The sequence below is a fragment of the Angustibacter speluncae genome, assembly GCF_054777815.1.
Map to the genome: position 1 here is coordinate 53,310 of NZ_BAAHAF010000081.1, position 14,798 is coordinate 68,107.

The 14,798-nt window shown below is 70.4% G+C and carries 10 protein-coding genes; 5 read left to right on the forward strand and 5 right to left on the reverse strand.

Annotated features, from left to right (window positions below):
- The first annotated feature begins 97 nt into the window (after positions 1–97).
- Positions 98–1,729: a SpoIIE family protein phosphatase gene (locus tag ACYVKY_RS09690; RefSeq protein WP_460434766.1), complete on the forward strand. Its 1,632-nt coding sequence runs from the start codon at positions 98–100 to the stop codon at positions 1,727–1,729.
- Here ACYVKY_RS09690 and ACYVKY_RS09695 read toward each other — a convergent pair.
- Both ACYVKY_RS09695 and ACYVKY_RS09700 read right to left on the reverse strand, forming a co-directional pair.
- Positions 1,723–2,229, reverse strand: coding sequence for a hypothetical protein (locus ACYVKY_RS09695; protein WP_460434767.1), 507 nt, complete (start codon positions 2,227–2,229; stop codon positions 1,723–1,725). The genes ACYVKY_RS09690 and ACYVKY_RS09695 overlap by 7 nt on opposite strands.
- A 35-nt stretch (positions 2,230–2,264) precedes the next feature.
- Positions 2,265–2,732 (reverse strand): SRPBCC family protein, encoded by a 468-nt coding sequence (locus ACYVKY_RS09700; protein ID WP_460434768.1) that lies wholly within the window; start codon positions 2,730–2,732, stop codon positions 2,265–2,267.
- A gap of 253 nt (positions 2,733–2,985) precedes the next feature.
- On the opposite strand from ACYVKY_RS09700, the gene ACYVKY_RS09705 reads away from it, so the two are divergent.
- From ACYVKY_RS09705 to ACYVKY_RS09720, 4 genes are all read left to right on the forward strand, one after another.
- Positions 2,986–3,504, forward strand: coding sequence for a hypothetical protein (locus ACYVKY_RS09705; protein ID WP_460434769.1), 519 nt, complete (start codon positions 2,986–2,988; stop codon positions 3,502–3,504).
- 37 nt (positions 3,505–3,541) lie between these two features.
- Positions 3,542–6,325 carry a DUF4011 domain-containing protein gene (locus tag ACYVKY_RS09710; RefSeq protein WP_460434770.1) on the forward strand — a complete coding sequence of 928 codons (2,784 nt, stop codon included), beginning with the start codon at positions 3,542–3,544 and terminating at the stop codon, positions 6,323–6,325.
- 1,178 nt (positions 6,326–7,503) lie between these two features.
- Positions 7,504–9,354, forward strand: coding sequence for a DUF3320 domain-containing protein (locus ACYVKY_RS09715; RefSeq protein ID WP_460434806.1), 1,851 nt, complete (start codon positions 7,504–7,506; stop codon positions 9,352–9,354).
- A gap of 524 nt (positions 9,355–9,878) precedes the next feature.
- Complete coding sequence (locus ACYVKY_RS09720) at positions 9,879–11,576, forward strand: DUF262 domain-containing protein (RefSeq protein WP_460434771.1); 1,698 nt, start codon at positions 9,879–9,881, stop codon at positions 11,574–11,576.
- Positions 11,577–11,691: 115 nt separating this feature from the next.
- Here the strand turns inward: ACYVKY_RS09720 and ACYVKY_RS09725 are convergent, their stop codons facing one another.
- From ACYVKY_RS09725 to ACYVKY_RS09735, 3 genes are all read right to left on the reverse strand, one after another.
- Entirely contained in the window at positions 11,692–12,564 is an 873-nt protein-coding gene (locus tag ACYVKY_RS09725) for a protein NO VEIN domain-containing protein (RefSeq protein WP_460434772.1), read from the reverse strand.
- Positions 12,564–13,625: a DNA cytosine methyltransferase gene (locus tag ACYVKY_RS09730; RefSeq protein ID WP_460434773.1), complete on the reverse strand. Its 1,062-nt coding sequence runs from the start codon at positions 13,623–13,625 to the stop codon at positions 12,564–12,566. The genes ACYVKY_RS09725 and ACYVKY_RS09730 overlap by 1 nt, the downstream gene beginning before the upstream one ends.
- A 69-nt stretch (positions 13,626–13,694) precedes the next feature.
- Entirely contained in the window at positions 13,695–14,471 is a 777-nt protein-coding gene (locus tag ACYVKY_RS09735) for a PDDEXK family nuclease (RefSeq protein ID WP_460434774.1), read from the reverse strand.
- Positions 14,472–14,798: the final 327 nt, after the last annotated feature.

The window sequence follows — 14,798 nt, forward strand, 5'->3', positions numbered from 1 at the left end:
GTTCCGCTCGTCTGGGGGCCTGTCGTCGGGTTTGATGGTGGAGCGGTCGTCGGGCGCCCCGGCCCGGCCACCCGGCGGACGGGGAGGTGACGACCGCTTGTTCGAGCGTGCTGGCGCCCTGCGCGAGGCGTACGAAGGCGTGGACTGGTCCCGCTCGCCGGTCGGTGAGCCGTCCACCTGGAGCCCCGCCCTCTGGCAGGCGGTCGAGACCGTCTGGCACACCCGGTTCCCGGCCACCTTGCTGTGGGGCCCCGACTTCGTGCTGCTCTACAACTCGGCGTACGCCGAGATGATCGGGACCAAGCACCCGGACGCGCTCGGCGCGCTGACCGAGGCCGTCTTCCCCGAGGCGTGGGACGTGGTCGGCCCCCGGATGCAGTCGGTGCTGGCCGGCGAGGGCTCCTGGTACGTCGAGGACGAGCGGTTGCCGCTGGTGCGCAACGGGTTCCTCGAGGAGTGCTGGTTCACCTACTCGTACTCGGCGGTGCACGGCGCGGACGGCGCGATCGAGGGCGTCGTCGACATCACCCAGGAGACCAGCCGCCAGGTCATCGACCGGCGCCGGCTCGAGCTGCTCGCCCACCTCGGGGGCCGGGTCGACGCGCTGAGCGAGCGCGACGGCGTGCCGGGCCTGGTCGCCGACCTGGCCGACCTGCAGCACCCCGACCTGCCCGCCATCGGCTACCGCCACCCCCGCGCGACGGGCCGGGCGTCCGCGACGCCGCGCGACGGGCTGCCGATGGCGCCGCGCGAGGCGCTGCCCGAGTCGGGTCCGCTCGTGGAGCAGGTCGACGAGCGCACCGTGGCGTGGGTGCCGCTGCGAGCCGACGGGGGCGACGCACCGGACCCGCCGGTGCTCGTGGTCGCGCTCAACCCGCTGCTCCCGCCGGACAAGGAGTACCTGGCCTTCCTCGACCTGGTCGCCGCCACGGTGCGGCAGGGCATCGACCGGCTCGACCTGCTCGAGGCCGAGCGGCGCATCCTGCAGGACGAGCGCGCGCTGTCGGAGGCGCTGCAGCGCAGCATGCTCGCCACCCCCGTCCAGCGGCCGGGGGTGCGGGTCGCGGTGCGCTACCAGCCGGCCGCGCACGAGGTGCAGATCGGTGGCGACTGGTACGACGCCTTCATCGGGCACGACGGCGCGCTGATGCTGACCGTCGGCGACGTCACCGGGCACGACCGCGAGGCGGCGGCCGCGATGGCCCAGGTGCGCAACCTGCTGCGGGCCCTGGCGTTCACCCTGGGCGAGCCGCCGAGCGCCGTCGTCACGGCCCTGGACGAGGCGATGGAGGGGCTCGGCGTCCGGACGATCGCCAGCACCGTGCTCGCCCGGGTCGAGGACGGCCCGGACGACGAGCCCGCGGGTTCTCGGGTGCTGCGCTGGACCAGCGCCGGCCACCTGCCGCCCGTCCTGATCGAGCCGGACGGCTCCGCGCGGATGCTCACCGCCATCCCCGACCTGCTGCTGGGTGTGCGCGCCTCGGCCTCCCGCCACGACCACCAGGTCGTGCTGCGCCCGGGCAGCACCGTCGTGCTCTACACCGACGGGCTCGTGGAGCGGCGCACGGACTCGCTGGAGCGCGGTCTCGGCTGGCTGACCGAGCGGCTCGGCGGGCGGGCCGACCTCGACGCCGAGGAGGTGGCCGACCTGCTGATGGCCGACCTGGCGCCCGAGGTCGAGGACGACATCGCCGTGCTGGTGCTGCGGGTGGAGGAGCCCGCTCAGTAGACGACGCCGAACCAGGTCGACGCGCAGCCGTGGCAGACGTCCTGGGAGAAGCGGTGCTCGGGCGGCGTCAGGCGACGGCAGTAGCGGCACATCCGCAGGCTGCGACGGCGCGAGGCGACCACGGCCTCGACCTGCTCGCCGAGCGCGGTCAGGTGCTGGGCGTCGACGACCGCGACCACGCCCGGCAGGTACGCCAGGCCGTGCGTGCCGTGCAGCCACTCCCCGACCGGACGGGCGACGACCGCGTCGGGGCCACGGATGCCGAGCACGACCAGGGCCGGCTCCCCGGCGACGTACCAGTCCGTGCCCTCGTCGAGGGCGTGGGCGAGCTCGCGGCGTCGCGGGTCGTCGTCCGTCACCCAGGCGCGGACCAGCTCGGTGTCGTCGGGCGAGAGGTCGTGCCGACGCCAGTGGGCCCCGATCGCGTCGGCGAGCTCGCGCGGCTCGCGGCCGAGGCGGTCGGCGAGCTCCTGGGTGAGGTCGTCGTCGGTGGGGTCCACCGGCCCAGGGTGACGGGACGCTCCGACAGCCGCCCTCAGGCCCGCTGCTCGCTCACCGACTTCAGCGCCGTGAGCCCCTTCTCGAAGTCGGGACCGAGGAGCTTGTCCATGCTCCGGACCAAGCCCATCACCCGGGTCATCAGCGTGAGCGGCCCGGTCATCGACCAGGTGACGTAGGTGCCGCGGTCCTCGGGACGCAGCTCGAGCGTGGTCGTGTTGCTCGACCGGAACGGCTTCACGAACTGCAGGTCGATCACGAGCCGGCGCGGGGCGTCCGCCTCGGTGATCTCCATGCTCCCCTGGCCGACCTTGCGGTTGCCCGACCACGCGTAGTGCTGCCCGACGCCGGACTCCGCTCCCGTGTAGGTGCGCTGCTGGTCGGGGTCCATGCCCTCCCACGGCGACCACGCCTCCCAGCGGTGCAGGTCGACCACGTGCGACCACACCACCTCCGGCGGGGCCTGGATCGTCGTGGTGCGGGTGACGGTGTAGGTGCCGGCCATGACGTCGACGCTAGCCCTCGGACGCGTGGTCCCGCGCCGCCCGACCGGGTACCGCGCGGTCGGCAGTCGGAGCGCTCGCGACCGACAGCTGACGCCGGGTGTGGCGAACAGGTCGGCGTCGCCGGGCTCGGGTAGCGTCCCGGGACCGTGGCCATCGTCGACGCCGCAGCGGGGCTGCTGTTCACCGCCGCTCCGGGCACCGGCAGCACGGCCCTGATCGCGGCGCTGCGGGGCCCACCGCGACGTCGTCGCCGTGCCTCCCCCCGACGCGGTGCGGGTCGCCGGCGTCGACGCCAAGCACGGGACCGCGACCCAGCTCGTCGCCGCGGGTCTGCTCGACGCCGACCACGGCCTGCGCGTGGTCACCACGACACGCAACCCGTTCGACTTCTACGTGGCCGAGTACGAGCGCAACCGCTGGGTGCAGGACCTGCGCGACCCGGCCTCGTGGGTGCACCACACGCCCGGGGCGCTCGACAGTGTCGTCGACGCCATCACGCTCGACTTCGCGACCTGGGTGACGCGCGCGGTCGGCGAGCCGGCGCAGCCGCGCCGGCTCAACGCGGGCCACGTCCTGGAGGCCGACGTCGTGCTGCGGATGGAGCACCTCGAGCAGGACCTGCGCGACCTGCTGGACCTCGACCTGCAGGTGCCGCCCACCAATGTCACCGACCGCGACCGCGCCTACTGGCGGGCCTACGACGTCCGCACCCGAGCCCTGGTCGGGGCGGCGCACGCGGAGGACCTGGAGCGCTTCGCCTACCGGTTCTGACCTCCGCGTGTCGGCCGGGTCCTCTACCGTCGTGCCGGTGACCACGGGGACCTCCACCGCGACGACGATCGCGCTCTCCGGCCTGCCGGTCGTCTCGTACGCGATGGCGCACAACCGCATCCCCGTCGTCGACGAGGTGGCGGTGACGTCCGACCGCGACGCCGAGGGGGCGGTGCTCGAGTTCGCCGTGGTCGACGCCGAGGGCGTGCTGTCGAGCACCTGCACCCACGTCGTCGACCTCGCCGCCGGCGACCGCACCGTGGTCGCCGACGTCCGGCTCACCCTCGACCCGGCGCAGATGCTGCAGGTCGAGGAGCAGCGGCCCGGCCGGGTCACCGCGACGCTGCGGCTCGGCGACGAGAAGCTCGCGACGGCGTCGTCCGACGTGAGGGTGCTCGCGGCGCGGCAGTGGCTGGCCGAGCCGCCCGAGCTGTCGATGGAGATGCTGGCGGCGTTCGTCATGCCGCACGACCCGGCGGTGGGTCCCCTGCTCGACGAGGTGGCGGCGCTGCTGCACGACCGGACGGGGAGCGCGTCGTTGCAGGGCTACCAGTCCGGTCCCGAGCGCGTCGACGACGTCGTCCGCGCCGTGTTCGACGCCGCTCGCGCCCGGGGCATCCGGTACGCCGAGCCTCCGGCCAGCTGGGGCGACGTCGGCCAGCGGGTGCGTACGCCGACCCAGGTGCTCGACGAGCGGGTCGGCACCTGCCTCGACACCGTGGTCGCGCTGGCGGCGGTGCTGGAGCAGTGCGGCATCCGCCCGCTGCTGTGGATGGTGAGGGGGCACGCGTTCCTCGGGTACTGGCGCGAGGAGACCTCGCTGGGCAACATCGTGCTCACCGACGTGGCGCCCGTGGTGAACCTGCTCGACCTCGGGGCGATCCGCCTGGTCGAGACCACGATGGTCACCTCGACCGACACGGCACACGACGTCGACGCCTCGCACCGCTCGGCGTACACGCGCTGGCTCACCGGTGACCTCGACGAGGTGCTCGGGGTGGTCGACGTCTTCACGGCGCGCCGCAACGACGTGCTGCCGCTGCCCGCGCGGGGACGCACCCCGTCCGGTGAGGTGCAGGTCGTCACCTACCAGGCCGCCACGCACAGCAGCGCGCCCCGCGCGGCCGACGACCCGGCCCCCCGTGAGCGCGCCACGAGCTCGCCGGCGCCCCCTCGGGTGGCGCGGTGGAAGAACGCGCTGCTCGACCTCAGCCTGCGCAACCGGCTGATCAACTTCACCGACCGGTCGGCCGTCACCCTGACCGTGCCGGACGCGCGGTCGGCCACGCTCCCGACCCTCCTCGGACGCGGGCGCCCGCTGCACCTGTACCCGTCCGACGCGCTCGACGACGTGCACCTGGCCCGCGGCGTGACGAACGCCCGCCAGCTGCCGCCCGACCTGCTCGCCCAGACCCTGGACGACCGCGAGGCCGTCTGGACCGACGTCACCGGTGCCGCGTACCCCACCCTGATGCGCGCGCTGGCCCACCGCGCCCGCACCGCGCAGGAGGAGACCGGAGCGAACAACCTCTACCTCGCCCTCGGGTCGCTGGTGTGGGACTGGGACGGCCGGACGCTGCGCAGCCCCGTCGTGCTCGTGCCGGTGCACCTGGTCGCGCGGGCGCGGCAACGCACCTACCGGCTGGAGCAGGACGACACCGGCGCCCCCGCACCGAACTACTGCCTGCTGGAGAAGCTGCGGCAGGCCGGTGTCGAGGTGCCCGAGCTGCTGCCCGAGGGCGGCGAGCCCGACCTCGACGCCGCGCTCCGCACGCTGCGCGTCGCCGTGGCCGAGGCCGGACGGCCGTGGCGCGTCGAGGACACCGCGCACGTCGCGATCCTGCAGTTCGCCAAGTTCCGGCTGTGGAAGGACCTCGACGAGAGCTGGGAGTCGTTCTGCGAGAACCCCCTCGTCCGGCACCTCGTGCACACGCCGACCGACCCGTTCGCCGACGGCGCGGTGGGCGAGGACGACGTCGACCTGGACGAGCTCGCCGGCGCCTGCCCGGTGCCGGCCGACGCGTCCCAGCTGGCGGCGGTGCACGACGCCGTCCGCGGACGCTCCTTCGTGCTGGAGGGGCCGCCCGGCACCGGCAAGTCGCAGACGATCACGAACCTGCTGAGCCGCGCCGTCGCCGAGGGACGGCGGGTGCTGTTCGTCGCCGAGAAACGGGCCGCGCTCGACGTCGTGCAGAAGCGGCTCGACGCCGTCGGCATGGGCCCGTTCTCGCTCGACCTGCACGACAAGGGGTCTCGCCCGGCGACCGTGCGGGCACAGGTGAGGCAGGCGCTCGAGCACAGCCCTCTGGTCGACGAGCAGGGGCTGCACGCGCGGGAGGAGGAGCTGCGGGCGTCGAGGCGCACCCTCGACCGCTACGCACGGCGGCTGCACTCCCCCAACGCCGCGGGGCTGTCGCTGTACTCGGCGCGCGACGCGCTCCTGGCCTCGGGCGAGGGACCGACGCTGACGGTGCCGAGGTCGCTGCTCGCCGCGGCTGGCGACCTCACGTCGATGCGCGACCTCCTGCGGACGCTGCCCGACGTCGCCGACCCCGCGCGCCCCCGTCCGCGCCACCCGTGGGGCTTCGCGGGCGGCGACGTCGACGTCGCGCGGGCGCGGGCGGCGGGGCCGGCACTGACGAGCTGGTGCGGCGGCTGCCGCAGACCGGTGCGGACGCCGAGGTCGTGCGGACGGTCGGTTCTGCGCGCGAGCTCGAGCTGCTCGGACGCCTCGGGGCGCTCACCGGGCTCGGGCTGCGCTCCGACGAGCTCGACCGCACCCGGCTCGCGGGGTGGCGGGCCGAGGCCGACGCGCTGCTGACGCAGGTCCGTGCCCTCGCGGCGCAGCCGGCTCCCGCCCTGGCGTCGTTCCTGCCGACCGTGCTGTCGATCCACCAGCTGGCGGAGCTGGCCCAGCAGGCCAGGGACGCGGCGTCGTCGTTCTTCCTCGGTCGCAAGGGCCGGCTGCGTCGGGTCTTCGTGCACGTCGAGCCGGTCGTCCGCGGCGGGGTCGAGGTCGACCTGCGCGCCCTGCCCGATCTCCTCGCCGCGCTGCTGCCGCTGCGGGAGATCAACGAGGCCCTGCTGGCGCGGGTGCAGGCACTGGCGGGTGTGCGGGTGAAACCGGGGTGGAACGCGTTCGCGCCCGGCGCCCTCGACGACCTGGACGACGCCGTCCGCCGGGCCGAGGCGGGCGGTCGGGCGGTCGCTCCCGAGCACCCGGCGTCTGCCCCGCGACGCGCCTGGCTCGACGCGGGTGCGGGCTGGGAGTGGGGTGGTCGTACCCAGCAGCTGGTCGAGGAGCTGTTCACCGCCACCGGCGCCCACCCCGACGACGTCGCCGACTGGGCGGGCGGCTCGCTGGTCGACGCGTGGGTGGCGGGTCGCGACGGCCGCGACCTCGACGACCCCCAGCTGCTGGGGTTGCGCCGCTGGGCCGCCTTCGCGCAGGCGATCGAGCCGCTGCGGGCGGACCTTGGGGAGGCGCGGCGTGAGCTGCGCGACGGCCGGGTGCCGGCGGACGAGGCGGTGCAGGCGCTCGACCGAGGCCTCGCGGCGGCGTCGGCGACCGAGCGCGCCACCGACAGCGGCCTCGACGGGTTCGACCCGGTGTCGCACGAGCGCACCATCGCCCGGTTCCTCGGCTCGGCGACGGCCGTCCGCGACCTGATGGTGGCCGAGCTGCCGCGCCAGGTGGTGCGGGCGCGACCGTTCCGCGCCGACACGGCGACGGGACGGGTCGGCGCGCTGCAGCGCGAGCTGGGGCGCCAGCGAGGCGGTCTCGGCGTGCGGGCGCTGATGCAGCAGTACGGCGACCTGATCACGCAGGTGATGCCGTGCGTGCTGGTGAGCCCCGACTCGCTGTCACGGTTCTTCCCGGCGAAGGCGGGGTTGTTCGACCTGGTCGTGTTCGACGAGGCGTCCCAGATCAGGGTCGCCGACGCCGTCGGCGCGATGGGCCGCGCCCGATCGGTGGTCGTGGTGGGCGACAGCAAGCAGATGCCGCCCACGTCGTTCGCCGAGGTGACCGGCGAGTCGGTGATCGACACCCAGCTGTCGTCGCAGGCACCAGGGCTGGGCGCCGACGACGAGGCGGCGTTCGACGCGTCGGTGCTGGCGGTCGACGACGAGGAGAGCATCCTCACCGAGTGCGTGCAGGCGCGGGTGCCGCGGCACTGGCTGTCGTGGCACTACCGCAGCCAGGACGAGTCGCTGATCGCGTTCAGCAACCGGCACTACTACGAGGACCGGCTGGCGTCGTTCCCCGGCCCGCGCTCCGGGAACGACTCCACGGCAACCGGTTTCGGCCTCTCGCTGGTCCGCGTCGACGGCACGTTCCTGCGCTCCGGCAAGGGCCGGCAGCTGCGCACCAACCCGGTGGAGGCCGACGCGCTGGTCGCCGAGATCCGGCGGCGGTTCGACACCTCCCCCGACGCCGCACCGTCGATCGGCGTGGTGACCTTCAACGCGCCGCAGCGGCTGCTGGTCGAGTCGCTGCTGCGGGACGCGGGCGACGACCGGCTCGTCGAGGCGCTCGACGACCCGGACGGGCTGTTCGTGAAGAACCTGGAGAACGTCCAGGGCGACGAGCGCGACACCATCCTGTTCTCGACCGCGTTCTCGGTGAACGACAAGGGCGTGCTGCCGCTGAACTTCGGCCCGCTCAACCTGGTCGGCGGTGAGCGCCGCCTGAACGTCGCCGTCACCCGCGCCCGGCGACAGGTCGTCGTGTTCTCCTCGTTCGACCCGCACCAGCTGCGGGCCGACGAGACGACGTCGGTGGGCATCAAGCACCTGCGCGCGTACCTCGACCTCGCGGCCGGGTCGCTCGAGGACGGCGGTGGACGTGTCGGCGCTCCCCCGGTGGTCGACCGGCACCGCGACGAGGTGGCCGCCCGGCTGCGGGCCGCGGGCCTGGTGGTGCGCACCGACGTCGGGCTCTCGGACTTCCGGATCGAGCTGACCCTGGCCGCCCCGGGCGAGCCGGAGCGCCCGCTGGTGGCGGTGCTGCTCGACGGCCCGGGCTGGGCGCGGCGCCGCACCGTCGGCGACCGCGACGGCCTGCCCGTCGAGGTGCTGTCGCGGATGCTGAGATGGCCTGCAGTCGAACGGGTCTGGCTGCCGGCGTGGCTGCGCGACCCCGACGCCGTGGTGGCCGAGCTGGTGGCGCGGGTCGAGGCGGTGCGGTCGGGGCAGGACACCGGCGACCTGCCCGACGTGCACGTCGAGGGTCTGCCGATGACTAAGCAGACGCCGGACCCCGAACCGCCGGCCGACGCTCGGCCGGAACCCGGAGTGCCGGGTGCAGAGCCGTTCGTCGCCTGGGCGCCGGAGACGATCCGGGCGAGGCACACCCTGGACTCGCTGCCCTCGCCGGCCGCGACGCGCCGGGTGTGGGACGTCGCGACGCAGGTGGTCGACACCGAGGGGCCCGTGCTCGAGTCGCGCCTGGTCAAGCTCGTCGCCTCGGCGTTCGACCTGACCCGGGTCGCCGCGGCCCGGGCCGAGGCCATCCGGGCCTGCCTCCCCACCGACGGCCGCGACGAGAACGGCTTCTACTGGCCGCCGAGCCGGCCACGTGGGGGGTGGACGGGCTTCCGGCCGCCGTCCGCCGGCGCGCCGCGTCCGCTCGAAGAGGTCAGCCTCGAGGAAATCGGCAACGCGATGGTCGGCCTGTGCCGGGCGGGGATGGGGATGTCGCGCGAGGAGCTCGTGCGCGAGACCGTCACGCTGTTCGGCGGCAAACGGGTCACGCCGGCGATCCGGTCCCGGGCGGACGAAGCACTGGGTCACGCGCTGGCTGCTGTACGGCTCGTCGACGTCGGCCAGGTCGTCCACGCCGCCGGCTGACCGGGGCATGTCCGCCGTCCACAGGCTGCCCGCTCGGAGGGCGCGACCGACGAGCCTTGCGGACGAGGCCGATAAACGGCCCTAGACGTACAAACGTACAACGTCTGTACTGCTCGCGTACTCGCCGTCGCTGAACTCTATAGCCGGTGAGTCTCCGGACTCGCCGGGGCGGTTCACGATCGACGGTTGCCTCTGGCATGGGTGCGCCCAGCACGCCCGAGTGCCGTTCCAAGCGGATGCCGACTACTGGCGGCGAAGCTGGCTCGGATCATCAACCAGGATGTCGAAGCAACGAGCCTTCTAGAGGATGCTGGCTGGGGCGTGCTCCGGTGAGGTCACGAGCCGTCGCAGGGCGTTCATCGCGGCCATCGTGCGCGTGGCCCGAACGAGCCCAGGCCAGGTAGGAGCCGCCGCGAGCCATTACCGACGGGCGTGAGCCTGCCGACTTCGCACACGTCATCGAGCGTGACTCACTAGCATTGAGCCGGCAGTGGCGGCGACGTGAGCGGAGCACTCGAGTGTCTGTGATCGACTTCAATCCTGAGAAGAAGTCCATCGAGGACCTGCTGGTAGGTGCGGACTATTACGTCATCCCGCGCTTCCAGCGGCCTTATAGCTGGGAGGCCGCCAACCTTGATGATTTCTGGACCGATGTCGTCTTCGACAACGCGATCGGCTACTTCATCGGCCCCATGGTGGCCTGGCGGGATGCCAAGAACCCGATCCGTCGTATCGTGGACGGCCAACAGCGGCTCACGACTATCGCGATCATGTTCGCCGTGCTCCGCGACCAGCTTGAGAATCTCGGTGAAACAAGGCTTGCGGACGGCGTGCACCGGTACCTGGAGAAAGCGGATCGCAACAACGAGTTGCAGTTCACCCTGCAGACCGAGACGAGTTCCGCGTTCCTGAGTAACGCCATCCTCAAGTCGCCGCCTGACCCCACCATCGAGCCCGCCACCGAAGAGGAAGTTGCGCTGTCGGGTGCGCTTCAGCAGGTGCAACGACTGATTGAGGCGGAGGGCGCGAAGCGACAGCATCCCCAAAAGTGGCTGCTCGAACTCCGCGATCGCCTGCTCGGCCTGAAGGTGATCTGGGTCGAGCACGGCAACGAGGATGATGCCTACATCATCTTCGAGACGCTCAACAGCCGAGGGAAAGATCTGGAGGTCGTAGACCTCCTCAAGAATCATTTGCTTAACCGCCTCCGTGGCACCCGCAACGCGAAGGCGGATACCTACCGCCTCAAGTGGGACAAGATGCGCGACCAGCTAGAGGCATCAGACGGGCGGTCCAGGATCGATGCCAACCAATTCATCTTGCATTGGTGGCAATCGCGTGCTGAATACGTCTCGCAACGCAAGCTATTCTCTGCCATCAAAAAAACGATCAAGTCAAAGGCGGCCGGTCAGGAGTGCCTCACCCAGTTGACGGTCGACGGCCCACTCTACCGCGCAGTCGTCGAGCCGGCCTCACGCAACTGGCCCATCGAGGAGGTCGCCGCTTTCGACAGCCTGGAGGGCCTGGCGCTGTTCGGCGTAATCCAGCCCGCACCCCTCCTGCTGGCACTGATGCGCGCGCGGATGGCCTCGCCCAAACTCAGTGCAGCCCAGTTTAACAAGACGCTGCAGTCTATTGAGCGGTACCACTTTCAGCACACCGTAGTGAGCCAGCTAAGTAGCAGTGGCGGCGTTTCGCAGATGTATGCAAAGGCGGCCCGGGACCTTTATGCTGCTGGCGCCGATCAACAGACCCGAGCTGCCGTGCTCAAGGACATCCGGGACAAGCTCAACAAGCGCCGTCCTGAGCGCGACCAGTTCATCCTCGCGTTCCAGGAACGATTTGTTTTCACCAACGATTACACTAGAGACAAGAAGCTCGTTCAGTACGTGCTGAAGAGGCTACTGCGGCACGCCAACTCGACGACCGGGCTGAATAACCTGACGATTGAGCACCTGATGTCCCAGGACCAGATCGCCGCCGGCGCCGCCATCGAGACGGTGGGCTCGATCGGCAACCTGCTGCTAGTTAGCGAGACGGTCAATAGCAAGCTCGCTAACCAGGACTTCGTCAAGAAGAAGAAGATCCTCGCCAACGAGGGCTTGGTCTACGACATTGGCGGAGTCCTCGACAAATCGGCCTGGTCCGCGGCCGAGATCGAGGCCCGCTGCCAGTTGCTAGCGGAGATTGCCTACGACAAAGTGTGGAAGCTGCCCGTCTGACGGATCTCCGTCCCCCGTGCAGAAGTCAGCTCTACTGAAAGTCTGCTGAACGCCGGAACAATCTTGAGTTTTCAGAGCGCCCGATAACGGAGCGCCACTGAACTTCCCATCGCGGTCAGTCCAAGCTCGCCATATCACCCTCGTCGGCCGCAGTTGGGCGGCGGCCGCCGCGCTGGGGCGCTGCGGTCAGTACGCCGGTCCAGCTGGCTGGCTGCAATGTCGCCCTGTCAAGGCCGAGCGGACCAGCGCAGCTCGATACCTGGTGCGTCCGTCGACGGACGTCAATTTCGTGCACAACGATCAAGCGAAATCGATCGCCGAGCAGCTCAGCATGCTGGCGCTGGCCCTCCGACAGGTGAAAGACCGGCGCTGGCAACACGGTGCCCTTTACCTCGACGTGCAGGCTGGCGGCGTCGACTAGCTTCACCTCGATGTCGAATCCCGGGTTATTGACGGGCATTTCGCGTACCCGGTCCGCCCCGAATTCGGCCGCCAGCAGCGACATGACGACGTCTACCGAATAGCGCTCGATAGCGGAGGCGTGGGCGGGATTGCCGCGTTGCAACGTCGGGTCGATCGGCTCCGTCGGGACGCCGGCCGAGGCAGCTGCGCCGGAAATAGCCTCGAACACATCCTCACCGATGCGGCGAACGCCGTTGGCCCAGTTGGTGCCGCGCGCCGTGCCGGTCTCCCAGTAGTTGCCACCCGGGTCCCGAATGTCGACGGCGGTGTCAAACAGCTGCACGTCGTGCACTCTGGCGATGAGGTGGCCGGGCTTACGGCTCGCGTGGACATCGCCGACCACACCTTCTCCAAAGTAGCCGACAGCGCCGCGACCTCTCCCACGCGACCCGCGGTAATAGAGGAAACGCTCGCCCGACAACACGTAAGACCTGTACTGTTCCGGAAATTCGTACTGAATCCCGACGATGTCGGCGTAGTCGCTCTCCCAGAGCGTCGGCGTGTCGGTAACCAGGACCAGCGGCATTAGTAGGCCTGCGCGACTTGCTCGATGACCCGTCGCGCGAGCAGCGGCGGCACCGAGTTGCCGAGCTGCGCTTGGACACGGTTGCGAGTACCGACCAGCTCGAATGAGTCCGGGAAGGTGAACAACCGCCTGACTTCTGCGACGCGCAGGCGCCGGTTCTCCCAGTGGAAGGGGCCGACGTTTGGGCCAGGCTGGGCCTGGATTGTCGGCGCGGGTCGATTGGGATCGAGCTTGAGTAGGAACGACCAGTACCGGCTGCGCCACTTGAATAGCGGCTCGGGGTGCCCGCGCTCGGCCGTGTAGTACAAGTAGTTGTCACCCGGGGGGATGTCGGGCAGGAGCCGCCCATACTGACCCCGGGTGACCTCCTGCGGTTCCGGGTCTGTCACCAGCCCGGCCAGCGCCTCGCCGGCCGTCACGTGGGGGCGCTCGACGCTACCAGTCGCGCGGCGCTCCCAACGGCCGCCGTGAGTTGCCTCGGGATGCTCGGGCAGCCGCTCGCCCTTGCGAGCGCCGATGATGAATAGCCGGGGCCTGGCTTGCGGGACACCGAAGTCAGCGGCATTGAGGACTTTGGCGGTGAATGTGTAGCCCGCCGCAACGATCTCGCGCTGCAGCCGCTCGTACGACGGACGGCTAGCGCTGTTGTTGTAGGTCAGCGCGTAGACGTTCTCCAGCACGAAGAAGCGGGGCTTGGCTTCCGCCAACACCCGTGTGTAAGCCTGCAGCAAGGAGGCGTCCGGATCGAGGCCTTGCCGCTTCCAGTCCAGCCAGAACCCGCTCTTGGAGAACGGCGTGCAGGGTGGCCCACCGATGAGTAGGTCGGGACGCTCACGTCCCTTGAGGCCGGCAGCGCGGAGGATGCCCTTCGTTGAGGTGTCGAGGATGCTCGCCTGGATGACCGGAGACTCCAGGCCGGTGAAGTTCTTCTCCATGGTGAGCGCAGCGTCGCGGTCTTGCTCGACAGCCGCTTTGACGACGAAGCCCGCCTGCTCGGCACCCAGGTCCAATCCCCCAGCGCCCGAGAACAGCGAGATCGCGACACCCTTGAGATCGTCCATGGCACTGATCATGCCAGCAGGCACCGACAGGACTGGGAACGCGCGCCGGACGCATTGAGCGTTGGCGCCTCAGCGGTCGGCGTCGCCCTTGAGCAGCTTGTCTAGCTGCTGCTGGACGGCGTCACCGACCTTGAACTTGTACCTACGCCAGTAGGCGTAGAACGCATCCGGCGACTCGAACTCCCCCTGCCCCTCCCGCAGGGCGTCGATCTCCGTCACGGCGCCGATGTACTCCCGGGTCGTCGATGATCGCTGCCGGCTGGCGATCTTCCACGGCGGCTGAACGATGAGCTCCAGGTCCCTTACGCGAGCAGCGCTGTCCTCGTCCAGGGTGTAGATGCCGATGACGTCGAGGTGCGAGGCGTAATCGTTGAACGGGCGCGTAGCGCCAGGCCAGGTCAGTGTCGGGTGCCGGAAGTAGGTGTTGCCGGTATAGAGGGTCACTCGGCTGTTGGTATTCTTGCTAAAGCCCCGTTTGGTCGCCTTGCGCCGCGCTACCTTGATGTCGACGGCGTGAAAGCCGCCGCCGAACGCCTGACCGCTAATCTCCAGATCCGGGTAGCCGCGCTCGGTGCCGCGGGTGGCGATCGCGTTCTCAAGCTCGCCGATCCGCAACAGTAGGAAATCAACGATGCTTACCTCGAGCACGTTGGCGAGCGAGGCGGGCTCCTTTGGGAGCGGCAAGATATGGCCACCCTCGACAAGCCGCCGAACGAGGTCCGACTCGTCGCTGGCGACAAGCGGCCAATCGTGGTGACCCTTTGCCTCGAAAACGCCGATTAGGCTGAATACGTACTCGCTGCACTGCTCGCGTAGCCAATGTTCGAGGTCGTAGATCGGTGGCATGGCGCCAGCATCTCAAGCCCGCCTGCTGGCATCTGGCACGCGGGTAGAGACGGCGTGTCAGTCGTCGTACAGAAGCATGTCGTGAACCAGATCGAGGAGCGCATCGAGCGAGGAGCCCTTACTTGAATTGAACCGGATAGCGCCGGCCTCCAAGGTCTCAGAGGTGTACAAGCCAACACCACCCCGGATGCTCGTCGCGCGCCGAAGCCAGGCTGGCCGCGTCATCGGTGAGGAGCAGCACCGGCCCACCGTTGAGCTGGGCCTGGAGCGCGGTGTGCATGCCCCTGGTCTGGAAGAAGGCCGTCGGCAACCGCTCGGCGTCCAAGT

What these genes read in the sequence shown, in the direction of transcription:
- ACYVKY_RS09700 (WP_460434768.1), bottom strand. Translation starts at nt 2,732, where the DNA reads ATGGCCGGCACCTACACCGTCACCCGCACCACGACGATCCAGGCCCCG.
- ACYVKY_RS09715 (WP_460434806.1), top strand. Translation starts at nt 7,504, where the DNA reads ATGCCGCCCACGTCGTTCGCCGAGGTGACCGGCGAGTCGGTGATCGAC.
- ACYVKY_RS09725 (WP_460434772.1), bottom strand. Translation starts at nt 12,564, where the DNA reads ATGCCGCTGGTCCTGGTTACCGACACGCCGACGCTCTGGGAGAGCGAC.
- ACYVKY_RS09730 (WP_460434773.1), bottom strand. Translation starts at nt 13,625, where the DNA reads ATGGACGATCTCAAGGGTGTCGCGATCTCGCTGTTCTCGGGCGCTGGG.
- ACYVKY_RS09735 (WP_460434774.1), bottom strand. Translation starts at nt 14,471, where the DNA reads ATGCCACCGATCTACGACCTCGAACATTGGCTACGCGAGCAGTGCAGC.